This is a genomic window from Citrobacter sp. Marseille-Q6884 (assembly GCF_945906775.1).
Classification (GTDB): Bacteria; Pseudomonadota; Gammaproteobacteria; order Enterobacterales; family Enterobacteriaceae; genus Citrobacter.
In genome coordinates, this window is sequence record NZ_CAMDRE010000002.1 from 641625 (window position 1) to 657705 (window position 16081).

At 50.8% G+C, this 16081-nt stretch carries 17 protein-coding genes; 5 read left to right on the plus strand and 12 right to left on the minus strand.

The genetic code is table 11. The features are described from left to right. Positions 1-17: 17 nt before the first annotated feature. From mdoG to N7268_RS18075, 3 genes are all read left to right on the plus strand, one after another. Positions 18-1553, plus strand: coding sequence for a glucan biosynthesis protein G (gene mdoG, locus N7268_RS18065; protein WP_198903683.1), 1536 nt, complete (start codon positions 18-20; stop codon positions 1551-1553). Next, positions 1546-4074, plus strand: a complete 2529-nt coding sequence (gene mdoH / locus N7268_RS18070) for a glucans biosynthesis glucosyltransferase MdoH (RefSeq protein WP_260863948.1) — start codon at positions 1546-1548, stop codon at positions 4072-4074. Before mdoG ends, mdoH begins: the two co-directional genes overlap by 8 nt. A gap of 75 nt (positions 4075-4149) precedes the next feature. Next, complete coding sequence (locus tag N7268_RS18075) at positions 4150-4377, plus strand: YceK/YidQ family lipoprotein (protein ID WP_260863949.1); 228 nt, start codon at positions 4150-4152, stop codon at positions 4375-4377. Here N7268_RS18075 and N7268_RS18080 read toward each other — a convergent pair whose 3' ends face one another. The 3 genes from N7268_RS18080 to N7268_RS18090 all read right to left on the minus strand — a co-directional run bounded on the left by N7268_RS18080 (position 4378) and on the right by N7268_RS18090 (position 7132). Next, positions 4378-4755, minus strand: a complete 378-nt coding sequence (locus N7268_RS18080; protein WP_198903686.1) for a MysB family protein — start codon at positions 4753-4755, stop codon at positions 4378-4380. Positions 4756-4835: 80 nt separating this feature from the next. Beyond that, positions 4836-6056 carry a multidrug efflux MFS transporter MdtG gene (gene mdtG / locus N7268_RS18085; RefSeq protein ID WP_260863950.1) on the minus strand — a complete coding sequence of 407 codons (1221 nt, stop codon included), beginning with the start codon at positions 6054-6056 and terminating at the stop codon, positions 4836-4838. A gap of 155 nt (positions 6057-6211) precedes the next feature. Then, complete coding sequence (locus tag N7268_RS18090; RefSeq protein ID WP_260863951.1) at positions 6212-7132, minus strand: Kdo(2)-lipid IV(A) acyltransferase; 921 nt, start codon at positions 7130-7132, stop codon at positions 6212-6214. 219 nt (positions 7133-7351) lie between these two features. Between N7268_RS18090 and N7268_RS18095 the strand changes: the two genes are divergently transcribed. Next, positions 7352-8404: a rhodanese-related sulfurtransferase gene (locus N7268_RS18095; RefSeq protein ID WP_260863952.1), complete on the plus strand. Its 1053-nt coding sequence runs from the start codon at positions 7352-7354 to the stop codon at positions 8402-8404. Positions 8405-8470: 66 nt separating this feature from the next. On the opposite strand, the gene N7268_RS18100 is transcribed toward N7268_RS18095, so the two are convergent. The 9 genes from N7268_RS18100 to mdtH all read right to left on the minus strand — a co-directional run bounded on the left by N7268_RS18100 (position 8471) and on the right by mdtH (position 15229). Beyond that, the gene (locus N7268_RS18100) at positions 8471-9046 is read right to left on the minus strand and encodes a YceI family protein (protein WP_198903690.1); all 576 of its coding nucleotides are present in this window, start codon (positions 9044-9046) and stop codon (positions 8471-8473) included. 1 nt (position 9047) lies between these two features. Beyond that, positions 9048-9614, minus strand: coding sequence for a cytochrome b (locus tag N7268_RS18105; protein WP_260863953.1), 567 nt, complete (start codon positions 9612-9614; stop codon positions 9048-9050). Between the two features lie 262 nt (positions 9615-9876). Next, entirely contained in the window at positions 9877-9990 is a 114-nt protein-coding gene (locus N7268_RS18110; protein ID WP_198903692.1) for a YceO family protein, read from the minus strand. A gap of 52 nt (positions 9991-10042) precedes the next feature. Then, positions 10043-11161, minus strand: coding sequence for an N-methyl-L-tryptophan oxidase (gene solA / locus N7268_RS18115; protein ID WP_260863954.1), 1119 nt, complete (start codon positions 11159-11161; stop codon positions 10043-10045). Between the two features lie 114 nt (positions 11162-11275). Next, positions 11276-11530, minus strand: a complete 255-nt coding sequence (gene bssS / locus N7268_RS18120) for a biofilm formation regulator BssS (RefSeq protein ID WP_003036154.1) — start codon at positions 11528-11530, stop codon at positions 11276-11278. A gap of 341 nt (positions 11531-11871) precedes the next feature. Further along, positions 11872-12117, minus strand: a complete 246-nt coding sequence (gene dinI / locus N7268_RS18125) for a DNA damage-inducible protein I (RefSeq protein ID WP_260863955.1) — start codon at positions 12115-12117, stop codon at positions 11872-11874. 75 nt (positions 12118-12192) lie between these two features. Further along, positions 12193-13239: a dihydroorotase gene (gene pyrC, locus N7268_RS18130; RefSeq protein WP_260863956.1), complete on the minus strand. Its 1047-nt coding sequence runs from the start codon at positions 13237-13239 to the stop codon at positions 12193-12195. A gap of 105 nt (positions 13240-13344) precedes the next feature. Next, on the minus strand, positions 13345-13905 hold the full coding sequence (locus tag N7268_RS18135) for a lipoprotein (protein WP_260863957.1): 561 nt from the start codon (positions 13903-13905) through the stop codon (positions 13345-13347). Positions 13906-14020: 115 nt separating this feature from the next. Then, positions 14021-15229: a multidrug efflux MFS transporter MdtH gene (gene mdtH / locus N7268_RS18140; protein ID WP_260863958.1), complete on the minus strand. Its 1209-nt coding sequence runs from the start codon at positions 15227-15229 to the stop codon at positions 14021-14023. A gap of 259 nt (positions 15230-15488) precedes the next feature. Here mdtH and rimJ point away from each other — a divergent pair, with 259 nt between their 5' ends. Then, positions 15489-16073, plus strand: a complete 585-nt coding sequence (gene rimJ, locus N7268_RS18145; protein ID WP_260863959.1) for a ribosomal protein S5-alanine N-acetyltransferase — start codon at positions 15489-15491, stop codon at positions 16071-16073. The last annotated feature ends 8 nt before the right edge of the window (positions 16074-16081 follow it).

A 16081-nucleotide genomic window follows, 5' to 3' on the forward strand; every position in this document is an offset into this window, starting at 1 on the left:
TGAAACATAAACTACAAATGATGAAATTGCGTTGGTTGGGTGCAGCAGTCATGTTAACGCTGTACACATCATCAAGCTGGGCATTCAGCATTGATGATGTTGCAAAACAAGCTCAATCCTTAGCCGATAAAGGCTATGAGGCGCCAAAAAGTAACTTGCCCTCCGTTTTCCGCGACATGAAATATGCGGATTATCAGCAGATCCAGTTTAATCGCGATAAAGCTTACTGGAGCAATCTTAAGACCCCATTCAAGCTCGAATTCTACCACCAGGGTATGTACTTCGACACGCCGGTCAAAATCAACGAAGTCACCGCCACAGCGGTTAAAAAAATCAAATACAGCCCGGATTATTTTAATTTTGGCGATGTTCAGCATGATAAAGACACGGTAAAAGATCTCGGTTTCGCCGGGTTCAAAGTGCTGTATCCGATCAACAGCAAAGATAAAAACGACGAAATCGTCAGCATGCTCGGTGCCAGCTATTTCCGCGTCCTGGGTGCAGGTCAGGTTTATGGTTTGTCTGCTCGCGGTCTCGCGATTGATACCGCACTGCCGTCTGGTGAAGAATTTCCCCGCTTTCGTGAGTTTTGGATTGAACGTCCAAAACCGACTGATAAACGTTTAACCATTTACGCATTGCTGGATTCCCCGCGTGCAACCGGGGCGTATCGTTTTGTGATTATTCCAGGCCGTGACACGGTTGTGGATGTCCAGTCCAAAGTTTACCTGCGCGATAAAGTGGGTAAATTGGGCGTAGCGCCATTAACCAGCATGTTCCTGTTTGGGCCGAACCAGCCTTCTCCGGCAACCAACTATCGTCCTGAATTGCATGACTCGAACGGTTTGTCTATCCACGCGGGTAATGGCGAGTGGATTTGGCGTCCGCTGAACAACCCGAAACATCTGGCTGTAAGCAGCTTCGCGATGGAGAACCCGCAAGGATTCGGCCTGCTGCAACGTGGCCGTCAGTTCTCTCGCTTTGAAGATCTCGACGACCGCTACGACCTGCGCCCAAGCGCCTGGATCACGCCGAAAGGTGACTGGGGTAAAGGTAAGATTGAGCTTGTTGAAATTCCGACCAACGATGAAACCAACGACAACATCGTGGCTTACTGGACGCCGGATCAACTGCCTGAAGCAGGCAAAGAGATGAACTTCAAGTACACCCTGACGTTCACTCGTGATGAAGACAAGCTTCATGCGCCGGACAGCGCCTGGGTTCAGCAGACTCGCCGCTCTACCGGTGATGTCAAACAATCGAATCTCATTCGTCAGCCTGACGGCACCATTGCCTTTGTTGTGGATTTTGCCGGCGCAGACATGAAAAAACTGCCGCAGGATACGCCTGTTACCGCGCAAACCAGCATTGGCGACAATGGTGAGATCGTTGAAAGCTCAGTACGTTACAACCCGGTGACTAAGGGATGGCGTTTGATGCTGCGCGTGAAAGTGAAAGATGCGAAGAAAACCACTGAAATGCGTGCTGCGTTGGCGAATGCCGATCAGACGTTGAGTGAAACCTGGAGCTACCAGTTACCTGCCAATGAATAAGACAACTGAGTATATTGACGCAATGCCGCTTTCGGATATCGAAAAAGCGGCATTGCCGAAAACTGACATCCGCGCCGTCCATCAGGCGCTGGATGCCGAGCATCGTACTTACTCGCGTGAAGATGATTCACCGCAGGGGTCTGTTAAAGCGCGTCTTGAGCAAGCCTGGCCGGACTCTCTGGCCAAAGATCAGTTGATTAAGGACGACGAAGGGCGTGACCAACTGCAGGCAATGCCGAAGGCTACGCGTACGTCAATGTTCCCCGATCCCTGGCGTACTAACCCGGTAGGCCGTTTTTGGGACCGACTGCGTGGACGCGATGTGACGCCGCGTTATCTTTCTCGCTTGACGAAAGAAGAGCAAGAGAGCGAGCAGAAGTGGCGTACCGTTGGGACCATTCGTCGCTACACCTTGTTGATCTTAACGCTGGCGCAAACGATCGTCGCAACCTGGTATATGAAGACGATTCTTCCTTACCAGGGTTGGGCGTTTATTAATCCGGCAGACATGATTGGGCAGAACCTGTGGGTTTCCTTTATGCAGCTGCTGCCCTACATGTTACAGACCGGCATTCTTATCTTGTTTGCCGTGCTTTTCTGTTGGGTATCCGCCGGGTTCTGGACCGCACTGATGGGCTTCCTGCAACTGTTGATCGGCCGGGATAAGTACAGTATTTCGGCCTCAACGGTAGGGGATGAACCCCTTAATCCTGAGCACCGTACTGCGCTGATTATGCCGATCTGTAACGAGGACGTTGATCGCGTATTCGCGGGACTGCGTGCCACGTGGGAGTCGGTTAAAGCAACGGGCAATGCTGAACATTTCGATGTTTACATTCTGAGCGACAGCTACAACCCCGATATTTGTGTCGCAGAACAAAAAGCGTGGATGGAGCTGATCGCCGAAGTGCAGGGCGAAGGGCAGATCTTCTACCGCCGCCGCCGCCGTCGTGTGAAGCGTAAAAGTGGTAACATCGATGACTTCTGTCGTCGTTGGGGTAACCAGTATAGCTACATGGTCGTGCTGGACGCTGACTCCGTAATGAGCGGCGACTGCCTGACTGGCCTCGTGCGTCTGATGGAAGCGAACCCAAACGCCGGGATTATCCAGTCTTCTCCGAAAGCTTCCGGGATGGACACGCTGTATGCGCGTTGCCAGCAATTTGCGACCCGTGTCTACGGTCCGCTCTTTACCGCCGGGCTTCACTTCTGGCAGTTGGGAGAGTCGCACTACTGGGGTCATAACGCGATTATTCGCGTGAAACCGTTTATTGAGCACTGTGCTCTCGCGCCGTTACCTGGCGAAGGTTCATTTGCGGGTTCAATCCTCTCCCATGACTTTGTGGAAGCGGCATTGATGCGTCGTGCGGGTTGGGGCGTGTGGATTGCCTACGATCTGCCTGGCTCTTATGAAGAGCTGCCGCCGAACCTGCTGGATGAACTTAAGCGCGACCGTCGCTGGTGCCATGGCAACCTGATGAACTTCCGTCTGTTCCTGGTGAAGGGGATGCACCCGGTTCACCGCGCGGTGTTCCTGACGGGGGTCATGTCCTATCTGTCAGCACCGCTGTGGTTTATGTTCCTGGCATTATCTACCGCGTTACAGGTCGTTCATGCGTTGACAGAGCCGCAGTACTTCCTGCAGCCGCGCCAGTTGTTCCCGGTGTGGCCACAATGGCGACCTGAACTGGCTATCGCGCTGTTTGCCTCGACAATGGTTCTGCTGTTCCTGCCTAAGCTGCTGAGTATTTTGCTTATCTGGTGTAAGGGCACGAAAGAGTACGGTGGATTTATCCGTGTCACACTGTCACTGCTGCTGGAGGTTCTGTTCTCCGTGCTGCTGGCGCCAGTGCGTATGCTGTTCCACACCGTCTTTGTCGTCAGCGCTTTCCTCGGCTGGGAAGTGGTCTGGAACTCGCCGCAGCGTGATGATGATTCCACCCCATGGGGTGAAGCGTTTATGCGTCACGGATCGCAGCTGCTGCTGGGTCTGGTGTGGGCTGTGGGTATGGCCTGGCTGGATCTGCGCTTCCTGTTCTGGCTGGCTCCGATCGTCTTTTCGCTGATCCTGTCGCCGTTTGTTTCCGTGATCTCCAGTCGTTCAACGGTGGGGTTACGCACCAAACGCTGGAAACTGTTCCTGATCCCGGAAGAGTATTCTCCGCCGCAGGTACTGGTGGATACGGATAACTATCTGGAGTTGAACCGTAATCGTTCGCTGAACGACGGCTTTATGCATGCGGTGTTTAACCCGTCGTTTAACGCGCTGGCGACAGCCATGGCGACCGCTCGTCACCGTGCCAGTAACGTGCTTGAGATTGCCCGTGACCGTCATGTGGAGCAGGCGCTCAATGAAACGCCGGAGAAACTGAATCGCGATCGTCGTCTGGTGCTGTTGAGCGATCCGATGACGATGGCGCGTTTGCACTATCGCGTCTGGAATTCACCTGATAAGTACTCTTCGTGGGTCAATTATTATCAGGGGATCACCCTCAACCCACTGGCGCTCAGGAAAAAATAAACGTACTGAAACGTGAAAATACCGGCCTGGTGCCGGTATTTTTTTACCCTAAATAAACGCGTTATGAGGTATCAGGTGCGTCTACTCGCAGTGAGCTTAATGGTTATCGTCCTGAGCGGATGCGGCAGCATTATTAGCCGGACAATACCGGGCCAGGGCCACGGGAATCAATATTATCCAGGCGTGCAATGGGATGTGCGCGATTCAGCGTGGCGCTACGTCACCCTACTCGATCTGCCATTTTCACTGGTGTTTGATACGCTGCTGTTGCCGCTCGATATCCACCATGGGCCTTATGAGTAACTACCGCTCATCCCATTCATCGGCGGCTGTCTGACCCTCTTCAGTATCCAGGGGCGGTTCAAGCTGGAATTCGCCCTCATCCCATTCATGGAGGGTGTTTTCTTCCTGCCACTCCTGGCGAATCTCAATCTCATCGTAGTCGCCGTCAAAGACGCTTTGCGCCGCTTCACCGCTCAGCATCGGCAGACATTCACCGCCTTCCTCATCTTCATCGGCAAAGAATTCGGCTTGCCACATGATGTCGCCATCCTGTAGTACGTATTTTTGTACATTGAGTTGCTGAACACTGGCCTCGTCAGGCTCAAGGTCGGGATTATCCGCCAGAAACTCTTCACGGGCTGCATCAATGGCTTCTTCAAGCGTGGCATACATGGTCATCAGAGTCTCCCTTTGATTTCATGAGATATTCATGAAAATAATAGTTGATTCTCCAATATAGCAAGTATGAAAGCACAAAATTATCCCGTGGCCTGAGATCCACGGCGCTGACGCAGGCTATTCCACGAGTAGATGGCGTTGAACAACACCACACCCGCCGTGACGCAGAAGACGGCGCGAAAACCATAGTTTGCCGAAATCGCGGCACCCATTAGCGGTCCCGTCACGTTGCCGATATCACGAAATGACTGGTTGTAGCTGAAAATACGCCCGGCGATCTGATTCGTTGAGTTATAAACCAGCAGCGTTTGAACGGCAGGGAGCAGAGCACCGTCGGCCGCACCGAGCAAAAAGCGCAAAACGCCAAGTTGCCAGGGTGTTTGTACGAATGACATGGGGATCAGCAGTAATACCGAGATAACCAATGCGACGATCAGGATCTTCTCGGGGCCAATTCTGTCACCCAACTTACCCAGCCTCGGTGCGCTGATTAAAGCGGCCACGCCAGGTACAGAGGCAATCATGCCGCTGATAAAAGCGATATTACTGACGTTGCCCGCAAGCTCTCGCACATACAGCGTCAGGATTGGCGCAATCGAGCCGGTTGCAACCTGAATGATCAACGTGGTGACAAACAGACTCAGGACCAGTCTGGGATTTTTTAAAGAGGCCACGACTTCCCGAATGTGCAGCATCTCTTTCTTACTCACTGGCTGGAAACGCTCACGAATAAAAAACAGCGTCAGGATAAAACAGGTCAAAAGTACCGTGGCGGTAATGAAAAATACGGGACGCAGTCCATACTGGTCGGCGAGTAATCCGCCTGCCAGCGGTCCCAGTAATGCGCCACTGACACCGCCCGTGGAAAGTGTTCCCAGCGCCCAGCCGCTTTTGTTGCGGGGGACCTGAGTGGCGATCAACGCATTGGCATTGGGAATGAATCCGCCGAGTAACCCTAACAGGGCACGCAAGGCCAGGAACTGCCAGATATTTTGCGCCAGCCCCATCAACAACATTACGATTGCCATACCGAGAGCTGAACGTAATAGCATTATTTTTCTGCCTTTTCTGTCGGCAAGTCCGCCCCAGAATGGTGATGCAATAGCAGAAAAAAGAAAGGTGATGCTGAAGACCAGGCCGGACCACATGTTTAAGGCACTGTGTCCCGTCACGCCAAGGGCTTCGACGTAAAGAGGTAAAAATGGCATGACCAGGCTAAATGCTGCGCCGGTCAGAAAACAACCCAGCCAGGCAACCATCAGGTTGCGCTTCCAGTTGATGGGAACATCAGAGGGTGACATAGCGATCCGCAGTGTGTCGCGCTGTTTGCGCTATCGTTGGAATATAAGTAAGCAGGCTAATTATGCGCCTGGTTGATAGTTGCTGCAATGCGGAAAACAGTGAAATCGTAACCGTCAGGATGAATGTCGCAGCCCCTGAGGGCTGCAACAGATTTTCAATACAGAGAGGGGGAGCCTTCAGGACGTGTTTTAAAGCGACGGTGCAGCCACATATATTGTTCTGGCGCCATCATAATGCACTTCTCGACAATCTTATTCATCCATGCGGCAGTGGTCTCGGCATCGTCCAGCGGCGGCGAACATTCCGGGGGCAGCATAATCAACTGATACCCTTTGCCATCGGGCTTGCGGCGCGGGACAAACGGTACCAGACAGGCATTGGACATACGCGAAAGCATCCAGGTCCCGGACGTTGTGGCGGCCTGTTCGACGGCAAAAAGCGGTACAAAGACGCTTGCGCGCGGGCCGTAGTCATGATCCGGCGCATACCAGACGACCTCACCTTTTTTCAATGCTTTGATCATTCCTTTCAGGTCTTTGCGATCGAGCATCGATTTATTGGAGCGCATACGTCCCCAGGTCTGTAGCCAGTCGAGTAGGGGGTTATCGTTGGGGCGATACACGCCAATCCCCGGTTCCTGCAAGCCGAACTGGCGCGCGCCGAGTTCAAGAGTCAGGAAGTGCAGGCCGACTAACAGGATCCCCCGTTGCTGTGCCTGAACGTCACGGATATGTTCCATGCCGATAACTTCTGTCCAGCGCGTAATACGGCGGTCGGGCCAGAACCAGGCCATTCCCGTTTCCATCACGCCCATGCCGACAGATTCGAAGTTCTTCACTATCATCTGCTGGCGTTCCTGCTCACTCATTTGCGGGAAACACAGTTCCAGATTACGGGAGACGATTTCAGCGCGACGTTTCATCAAACGTAACGCCAGACGGCCTAATGCACAGCCCAGTTTATAGATTAACGGGTAGGGTAACTGCACGATCAACCAAAGGATGCCAATCCCCAGCCAGGTTAACCAATAACGTGGATGCAGTAACGCCGCCGAAAACTTGGGTAAATTCGTCATGTCTATCCTGTCTTTAAACGACCAATGCCCTGTATTGTCGCATTTTTTCGCGCGTATCAAAAATTTGTGATGGGAGAATGGCTGAAAAAACGGCAATTGTTGTTGTATGTTTATCTCGGAGTATGAAATGTAGCGTAAAATGTGTGGATGTAAATTGGCAGTGTTTGCTTTATGATGCCGGCCGATTTTCGATTTTACTGACCGCAGGATACGTACACCATGCCAGTGTTACACAACCGCATTTCGAATGATGCGCTCAAAGCCAAAATGCTGGCTGAGTCTGAGCCGCGCACCACCATTTCGTTCTATAAATATTTCACTATCGACAACCCGCAGCAAACGCGTGATGCGCTGTACCAGATGTTTACGGCGCTGAATGTCTTCGGACGCGTGTATCTTGCGCATGAAGGGATCAACGCGCAAATCAGCGTCCCGCAAAGTCAGGTTGAAGCCTTCCGCCAACAGATTTATGCGTTTGATCCCGCATTTGCCGGATTGCGTTTAAACATTGCGCTGGATGATGACGGGAAATCGTTCTGGGTATTGCGCATGAAAGTGCGTGAACGCATTGTGGCGGATGGCATTGAAGATCCTGCTTTTGACGCCAGCAACGTAGGCGATTATCTGAAGGCGGCAGAAGTGAATGCCATGCTTGATGATCCCGACGCTGTGTTTATCGATATGCGTAACCACTACGAATATGAAGTGGGGCATTTCGAGAACGCGCTGGAAATTCCGGCAGATACTTTCCGCGATCAGTTACCGAAAGCTGTGGAAATGATGCAGGAACATAAAGACAAAAAAATTGTGATGTATTGCACGGGCGGTATCCGCTGTGAGAAGGCCAGCGCCTGGATGAAATACAACGGGTTTAGTAAAGTCTGGCACATTGAGGGCGGCATTATTGAATATGCTCGTAAAGCGCGTGAGCAGGGGCTTCCGGTTCGTTTTATTGGCAAAAACTTTGTTTTTGATGAACGTATGGGAGAAAGGATCTCTGAAGATGTTATTGCTCACTGCCATCAGTGCGGTGCTGCGTGTGACAGCCATACCAATTGTAAAAATGACGGCTGCCATCTGCTGTTTATTCAGTGCCCGGTCTGTGCTGAGAAGTATAAAGGCTGCTGTAGTGAGCTGTGCTGTGAAGAGAGCGCGTTGCCAGAAGAAGAGCAGCGCCGCCGTCGTGCAGGGCGTGAAAATGGCAACAAAATCTTTAATAAATCCCGCGGTCGCCTGAATACGAAAATGGGTATTCCTGATCCAATGCCGTAACACAACGCTGAAGTCTTATCCGGCCTGTAAACCCGTTATTGCAGACCGGATAAGATGTGTTCGTGGTTACTTCTGCTGTACGCCTTCCACCGAGATGATTAAATCGACTTCCTGCGAGGCAGGGCCAAGGTCGGTGGTAATGTTGAAATCCTTCAGCTTAATTTTCCCTTGCGCTTCAAAGCCCGCACGCGTACCACCCCACGGGTCGCCACCTTGCCCAATCAGTTTCGCGTCCAGTGTTACTGGTTTGGTCACGCCGTTGAGTGTCAGGTCACCCGTGATATCCAGGTCATTGCCTTCTTTCTTCACGCTGGTAGAGGTAAAGGTTGCCTGCGGGAATTTTGCGACGTTGAGGAAGTCAGCGCTGCGCAGATGTTTGTCGCGCTCCGCGTGGTTGGTATCAACGCTGTTGGTGTTAATGGTGACGTTGACTTTATCCGCGGCAGGATTTTTTTCATCGAAGGTAAATGTCCCGTCGAAGTCTTTAAATGTGCCATACAGCCAGCTGTATCCCAGATGCTGGATGCGGAAATTAACAAAGGCATGCTGTCCCTCTTTGTCAATTTTGTAATCTGCCGCGATAGCAGAACCGGTGGTGAATAACAGTGAGGCAAGAGTCAGTCCCAGCAGGTTTTTTTTCATTTTACGCTCCATAGTCAGATGACGATTTTCCCAACATGCGATTAAGGGTATCGTCGTTATCGATAAAGTGATGTTTCAGGGCCATCAGCCCATGCAGAAGTGATAAAACGACAACGGTCCAGGCAAGCCACAGATGCAGCTCTCCGGCGAGGTCGGCCTGAGCGCTAGCATTGGCAAACGTCGCGGGGATCTCGAACCAGCCAAAGACACTGATAGGTTTACCGTCCGCGGTGGAGATCAGATAACCGCTGAAAACAATCGCAAAGAGCAGGACATATAACGTGAGGTGTCCGGCTGTCGCCGCGAGGCGGGTTAAACGCGAATAGCTTTTCAGTGGTGCAGGAGAAGGGGAGATAAGGCGCCAGACCACGCGTATCACCAGTCCCATCATCAGCAATATGCCGATGCTTTTATGCAGTTCTGGTGCCTGGTGATACCAGCCATCGTAATAGCTGAGCGTGACCATCCATAAACCCAACGCAAACATGCCATACACGACAATTGCTGTCAGCCAGTGTAATGCCGCAGATACGACGCCATAGCGCTGTGGAGTATTATTGAATTGCATAAACACACCGATAGATATTTCAGAAGTGAATGAAAATGGCGTGGAAAAGACATTAATGCAACTAATAAATAACAATGGTGATGATATTTATTTTTAATTCAATAAAATTGATTTGTTTGTTGAATGTGCATCAAGAGATTAGTGCGATTGAACACTTAGTGGTGCAGGGCGTGGGGCTTTAACGAGGTTTTAATTGTTCAGTTTATTGCAATGAAAATTAAGTTAATATCAATTTTTGTCAATTAGTGTAAGTCGGAATCACTTAGAAAAACATAATATATATAACGTCCATAATTGCCAGCAATGACCATAAAATAATGTAGAGCATGAAATGCTCGCGGATATTATTAACCAGATAGTCAAAGATGCGGCGCATCAACGTGATTCCTTAAATAAAAAATGGCCTCACCGATGAGGCCATATCGTAATTATTGCTTAAAACGGCTAAGTTTGAATGGCGTCAGGTCAAACGCAGACGGTTTGTCCTGAGCAAAATCGGCTGCAATCTCCCCCAGTACGGAAGCAAACTTGAAACCGTGACCGCTCAGACCGGTAATGATAAGCGTATTGTCATGCTCAGGCAGCGTATCAATGATGAAATCTTCATCCGGAGAGTTATCGTAGGTACACGATGCGCCGTGCAGACAACATCCCACACCTGGCAGAATAGTGCGCAGGAAAGGAAACGCCTCTGAACCATCACTGGCGACGGCGGCAAACGGTTTACGCTCCTCAGCAGAATGAATAAGCTGCCCGCCGTTATGTTTGCCAATCTTCAACTCGTCATTTTCAGCCGGGAAACCGTAATACTGATCGCCATTAGGCAGTTCGCCGGTAAAGGCCGGAAACGCGTTTTTAATGCTGTAGCGCCCGTCGGCCTGGTACCACGCAAACACTTTGCGCACCGGCTGTATGGGCAGTTCAGGCACTAATGTCTGTACCCAGGTGCCCGCGCTGATGAGCGCTTTTTTCGCGTGGTAGTCACCGTCTGCGGTCTCAACGGTGACACCGTCATCATGATGATGAATGGCAGTGACAGGGCATTTAAACAGCTGTGCACAGCCCGCCTCTTCAGCCAGACGAATCCAGGTTTTAATCGCCAGTTCGCTGCGTAAAAAACCGGATTCAGATTCAAACAGCCCGATATAATTTTCGGGTACGCGGATTTCTGGCCAGCGCGCCATGATTGCGGCGGCATCCAGTTTCTCAATGTTAAGTTGCCACTGTTGGGCGCTTTGCTCTACCGTCGATAAGAAGGTTGAATCCGCCGGGCCGAGGTTGATAACGCCGGAACGAACAAACACGGGATCTTCATTTTGTGTGGAGAGCTCATCCCATAATTCCTGCGCACGCAGAACCAGCGGAACGTATTTTTCACCTTCGCCATAAGCATGACGAATTAATCTTGTGTCGCCGTGATGGCTGCCCTGTTGATGCGGTGGCATATGTGCATCGATCATCAGAACATTCAGCCCGGCGCGGGTGGCATAGTATCCAGCAGCGGCGCCTACGGAACCACTGCCAATAATGATTAAGTCGTATTTCATCCACTTCTCTCCGCAATCGCGATAGTTGCAGGGTAAATAACTGACTCGCATTATTCAACCAGGAAATAAGAAAGGCACCGCTAAGGTGCCTTTTGAGGGTGGGGTGCATCAGATTTAATGACGCTGATACTCATTTACCTGGTAATCGCCCGATTCAATTTTGGCGATTCCTGCTTCTAATATCGAAATAAATTGCCTGGCAACATCAGTGGTTAACCAGAGCGTTTGACCAACTTCAGTCCCATCCGGGTCCGGACGATTTGGGGTCTGGTAGTGCAAACGCAGCATCAGCGCATCATAGCTATCAACGGTGCTGATGTCCCATCCTACAAGCGGATGAGTCTGAATGACTTCATTATTCTTTTCCATCATGCCCCCTAATTCGTGTTACTAGACAACGGTTTTCGAGGTTCAATGCGTTTTTTTCTGAAGCAACTTCAGTATATCAATAAATAAGGGTATTCACTGAAAATTTAAAGAGGGGGGCAGATAATTTTTTAGTTTTAAGTGTTATCTGAACAATAAAGCGGCATCTTATTCATATTTTTTTGGCATATTGTGCAGTTATTTTGAGGTTGTGATTAAAAGATAATCAGCTACGTAAATAAACACGACTCTGTTTATCGGCAAGATGATGCGATTGATTAAAGAGAAATGCGGATAAAAAAGCCGGGGCGACCCGGCAAACAAACATCACTGCATATCATTTTTTATTCATTGATGAACCAGTCATCTGCGCTTTCCCATGTTTCCTGCAGGATTTCGCTGATGCGTTCTTTGTCCTCTTTTGTCGCGCCAATGACCGACAGATTGTTTGCGGCGGCATAACGGACGGTGACATCACCTTCGTTATCCGGGAAATGGTGGTGAATACGGCGGGAGAGTTCACCTGCCAGTGCGTCTATCGCACCAGCAGGCAAAGGTGAAGTTTTAGCAATAGTGACTTCAATACGCATAATAGCCCCCTGTTGAATATACTGGTTATTTATACAGTTAAACTCAGTAATTGACAACAGTTGGCTATGTTTTTTTTAGCTTTTCACTGACCAGCGCACCGTTTCGCCGCCGAGGAAGGGGACTAAGGTGTCATTTTCCAGGGCGATGCTTTCTGGTACCTGTTGCTCCAGTCGAACCAGTTCGATGAAGCTTTCATTTACCGGTAGACCGTAGAACTGAGGGCCATTAAGCGAGCAGAACGCTTCAAAATGCTCCAGCGCATTCATCTCCTCGAACACCGTTGCATAACTGCCCAGCGCCGTTGGTGCGTTGAAGCATCCCGCACAGCCACAACTGGACTCTTTGCGATGACGCGCATGAGGAGCCGAATCGGTGCCGAGAAACACGCGGTTAAAACCACTGGCAACGAGTTCACGCAGCGCCTGTTGGTGGACGTTACGTTTGAGGATAGGCAGGCAATACAGATGCGGGCGAATCCCTCCGACCAGCATATGGTTGCGGTTAAACATTAAATGCTGAGGCGTAATGGTCGCGGCAAGACGTTCATTTCCGTCGCGCACGTACTCGGCAGCATCTTTGGTCGTGATATGTTCAAACACCACTTTCAACGCGGTCAGACTCTGACGCAGCGGTTCCATGACGGTTTCGATAAAGCGTGCTTCACGATCGAAAATATCGATATCGGCATGCGTGACTTCGCCATGGACCAGTAATGGCATACCAATTTTTTCCATCCGTTCCAACACCGGCATGATGGCTTCAATAGAGGTCACACCGTGAGTGGAGTTGGTGGTGGCATTTGCCGGATAGAGTTTTGCCGCAGTAAAGACACCTTCGTTGTATCCGCGCTCCAGTTCATTCGGATCCAGCGTATCCGTCAGATAACAGGTCATTAACGGGGTGAAGGTGTGTCCCGCAGGTACGGCGTCAAGAATGCGCTGACGGTAGGCGATAGCCGCATCAACCGTGGTCACGGGCGGTGCCAGGTTCGGCATGACGATTGCGCGTCCATAAATTTCACTGGTATAGGGCACGACAGTTTTTAACATGTCGCCATCGCGAAAGTGAAGATGCCAGTCGTCTGGGCGGCGGATCTTTAAAACCTGGGATGGTGCAGTCATCAATATGCTCCGGCTGAGGATAGTCTTTTTTGCCGGAAACAAAGGATAAGCGGAAACGTTTTCGTTTGCACGAAAAAAAAGGGCGCGGAAGCGCCCTTTGTTATATTAATCGGTAAACGGGATGATGATTTCGCCCGGTTTAACCTCAATACCTTTCGCCAGTTTTTTCGCCAGTGCTTCACCTTTGCTGCTGTCTTCGCGCAGGATATAGGCCGGTTGCTGGTTGAAATAATTACGCAGCGACTGGTTTAAATAGGGCATTAGCGTTTGCAGCACCGACTGCATTTTTTCTGGCGTCACTGTCGCATCCACCACTTCCATCTCTTGCAGATAGATTGCGCCTTTCTCTTTATTAAAGACCGGCAAGGCTTTTAACTTCAGCTTCATGGTTGCTTTCTGGCTGCCAAACAGGGAATTCATATCCAGGTTTGCATCGCCAGTGAGGGTAACTTTATTGGGTTCTTCACGACCAATTTGGCTGGCGAGATTGTTCAGGACGATATGCGCTTGTGCGACGCCCGGCAACCCAATGTCTTTAGCAAAGTTATTATGCTTTGCCAGCGCCTGATTAATCTCTTGTTCGCTGACCGTGTATTGCGTGAGTTGATTACAACCAACCAACAGGCCGCTGACAACCAATGCAGCGGCAAAAAAAAACTTTTTCATGGGGTTCCTCAACATGATGCTCGTGGCGTAATCGTGACACAAAGCATCATCGAGTACCAGCACGCCGGACACCAGCAGAAAAAACTGAAAATGTCTCCGCGCGGCGGGTTAACGATCAGGCATCGGGCTCAAGCATTCCGCGTGACGGGCGTTTGTGGCTGAACTGCCAACCCAGCGCCAGGAAAGTAATAAAGCCAATCACACCGAGCATCATCCAGGGGAGTTCAGGCTGCGACAATGCTTTACCCATATCGAACAACCAGCCACCGCCGATGTAGCCTATTGCGCCGCCAATCGCTAATCCCAGCCGACTGAACCCCATGTAACTTCCACGCGCCCGCGCATTCGCCAGTGAGGCACTGAGCGTTTCACGCGCCGGTTCAGCAATGATTGAGCCGATATAGAATGTGCAAATGAGTGTGAACAGTTGCTGCAAATTACCGACCAGTCCAATAGGCATCATACTGAGAGACATCACGAACAGACCGGCCATCAGACGGTGTTCCAGACGAAAACGTTTTTCGCTCCAGCGGGCAATTGGGTAGAGGAGCGTCAAAGAGAGGCAGGCCTCAATGGCGTACATCCATTTCACGGCAGACGGTGAACCGGCGATGTCGTTAACCATAATAGGCAGCATCAGCATGACCTGCACGGCCAGCATGTAATAGCCCGCCAGCGTGAGTACGTAAGTGACAAACCGTTTGTCATGCATCACGTGGCTCATTCCTTCGCGTACCGGAATTTTCACGGTAGACAGCTTCCACGCAGGCAGCAGCCAGGCGTTAAACGCCGCGCACAGAATAAACAGTGCCGCGCCGGTGGCGCAGACCAGTCGGAAATCGTACTGCAACAGCCAGCTGCCGAGCAACGCGCCCACAACGGCACCCGCGCTGTCCTGCATCATCAGGATAGAGAAGAAACGCCCTCGCTTTTCCGGGCGGATCAATTTGACTACCAGCGCCGAGCGGGGAGGATCGAATAACGTACCGCCCAATCCGGAAAGTAAGCAGGAAAACCACAACAGCCAGGGTTCGTGAGCAATCCCCATCGTGGCAAAGCCGGCGGCGCGCATCAGCATGCCGGTGACAATCATCGGTTTTGCGCCAAAACGGTCGGCAATGGCGCCGCCAAAGATCCCCAGACCTTGCTGAATAAATTGGCGTAATCCGAGCGCAATGCCGACCATCACGGCGGCCCAGCCCATTTGGTCTACGAAACGGATAGAGATCAGTGGGAAAACGACGAAGAAACCCAGCACGACCAGCATATTATCGATGAGCAGGAAATATTTACCCAGGTTCCTCGCCTGCGAGACTTGCGACATTTCCCCTCCAGGGAAAAACTCGTCACTCTGAATAGAGTTTAAAAGATAAGCATCTCCTATTCTGCGGTGTTGTCTGACCTTTTCCCACCCTCGGCGGGACAATATTTTTTTATCAAAAGCCAGTCTTGATAGAGAGTTTTCATCAAAATGTGTGAATAATTCAAAAAATGATGTTTTGCTCTTTTCACAGGGTGTATTCGCACAGGTATAGTATCGCGAATAGCGTATTGAAGACGTTACGGGAAGGAGTAGGTATAGAATGTTTGGCTATCGCAGTAACGTGCCAAAAGTGCGCTTAACCACGGACCGCCTGGTCGTGCGTTTAGTGCATGAGCGTGATGCCTGGCGTCTGGCAGATTATTACGCAGAAAATCGTCATTTCTTAAAACCCTGGGAACCTATTCGCGATGAAAGCCACTGTTATCCTTCTGGCTGGCAGGCGCGTCTAAGTATGATCTCTGAATTTCACAAACAAGGTACGGCCTACTATTTTGCGCTGCTCGATCCGGAAGAGAAAGAGATCATCGGCGTTGCAAACTTCTCGAACGTGGTCCGCGGATCTTTTCACGCGTGTTATCTCGGTTATTCCATTGCGCAGAAGTGGCAAGGGCAGGGGCTGATGTACGAAGCCCTGACCGCGGCTATTCGCTATATGCAGCGTACACAGCATATTCACCGCATTATGGCGAACTACATGCCGCACAATAAACGTAGCGGTGATTTACTGGCGCGACTTGGCTTTGAAAAAGAAGGGTATGCAAAAGACTACCTGCTGATTGATGGGCAGTGGCGCGATCATGTGCTGACGGCGTTAACGACATCAGAATGGACCCCCGGCCGCTAAGTTTCAGG

Excerpts from the sequence above, each read along its gene's own strand:
- N7268_RS18090 (WP_260863951.1), bottom strand. The coding sequence starts at position 7,132 with ATGACGAATTTACCCAAGTTTTCGGCGGCGTTACTGCATCCACGTTAT.
- N7268_RS18110 (WP_198903692.1), bottom strand. The coding sequence starts at position 9,990 with ATGCGCCGCATCTTTGACTATCTGGTTAATAATATCCGCGAGCATTTC.
- mdoH (WP_260863948.1), top strand. The coding sequence starts at position 1,546 with ATGAATAAGACAACTGAGTATATTGACGCAATGCCGCTTTCGGATATC.
- mdtG (WP_260863950.1), bottom strand. The coding sequence starts at position 6,056 with ATGTCACCCTCTGATGTTCCCATCAACTGGAAGCGCAACCTGATGGTT.
- solA (WP_260863954.1), bottom strand. The coding sequence starts at position 11,161 with ATGAAATACGACTTAATCATTATTGGCAGTGGTTCCGTAGGCGCCGCT.
- rimJ (WP_260863959.1), top strand. The coding sequence starts at position 15,489 with ATGTTTGGCTATCGCAGTAACGTGCCAAAAGTGCGCTTAACCACGGAC.
- pyrC (WP_260863956.1), bottom strand. The coding sequence starts at position 13,239 with ATGACTGCACCATCCCAGGTTTTAAAGATCCGCCGCCCAGACGACTGG.
- N7268_RS18100 (WP_198903690.1), bottom strand. The coding sequence starts at position 9,046 with ATGAAAAAAAACCTGCTGGGACTGACTCTTGCCTCACTGTTATTCACC.
- N7268_RS18105 (WP_260863953.1), bottom strand. The coding sequence starts at position 9,614 with ATGCAATTCAATAATACTCCACAGCGCTATGGCGTCGTATCTGCGGCA.
- N7268_RS18095 (WP_260863952.1), top strand. The coding sequence starts at position 7,352 with ATGCCAGTGTTACACAACCGCATTTCGAATGATGCGCTCAAAGCCAAA.
- dinI (WP_260863955.1), bottom strand. The coding sequence starts at position 12,117 with ATGCGTATTGAAGTCACTATTGCTAAAACTTCACCTTTGCCTGCTGGT.
- mdtH (WP_260863958.1), bottom strand. The coding sequence starts at position 15,229 with ATGTCGCAAGTCTCGCAGGCGAGGAACCTGGGTAAATATTTCCTGCTC.
- N7268_RS18135 (WP_260863957.1), bottom strand. The coding sequence starts at position 13,905 with ATGAAAAAGTTTTTTTTTGCCGCTGCATTGGTTGTCAGCGGCCTGTTG.
- bssS (WP_003036154.1), bottom strand. The coding sequence starts at position 11,530 with ATGGAAAAGAATAATGAAGTCATTCAGACTCATCCGCTTGTAGGATGG.
- N7268_RS18080 (WP_198903686.1), bottom strand. The coding sequence starts at position 4,755 with ATGACCATGTATGCCACGCTTGAAGAAGCCATTGATGCAGCCCGTGAA.
- mdoG (WP_198903683.1), top strand. The coding sequence starts at position 18 with ATGATGAAATTGCGTTGGTTGGGTGCAGCAGTCATGTTAACGCTGTAC.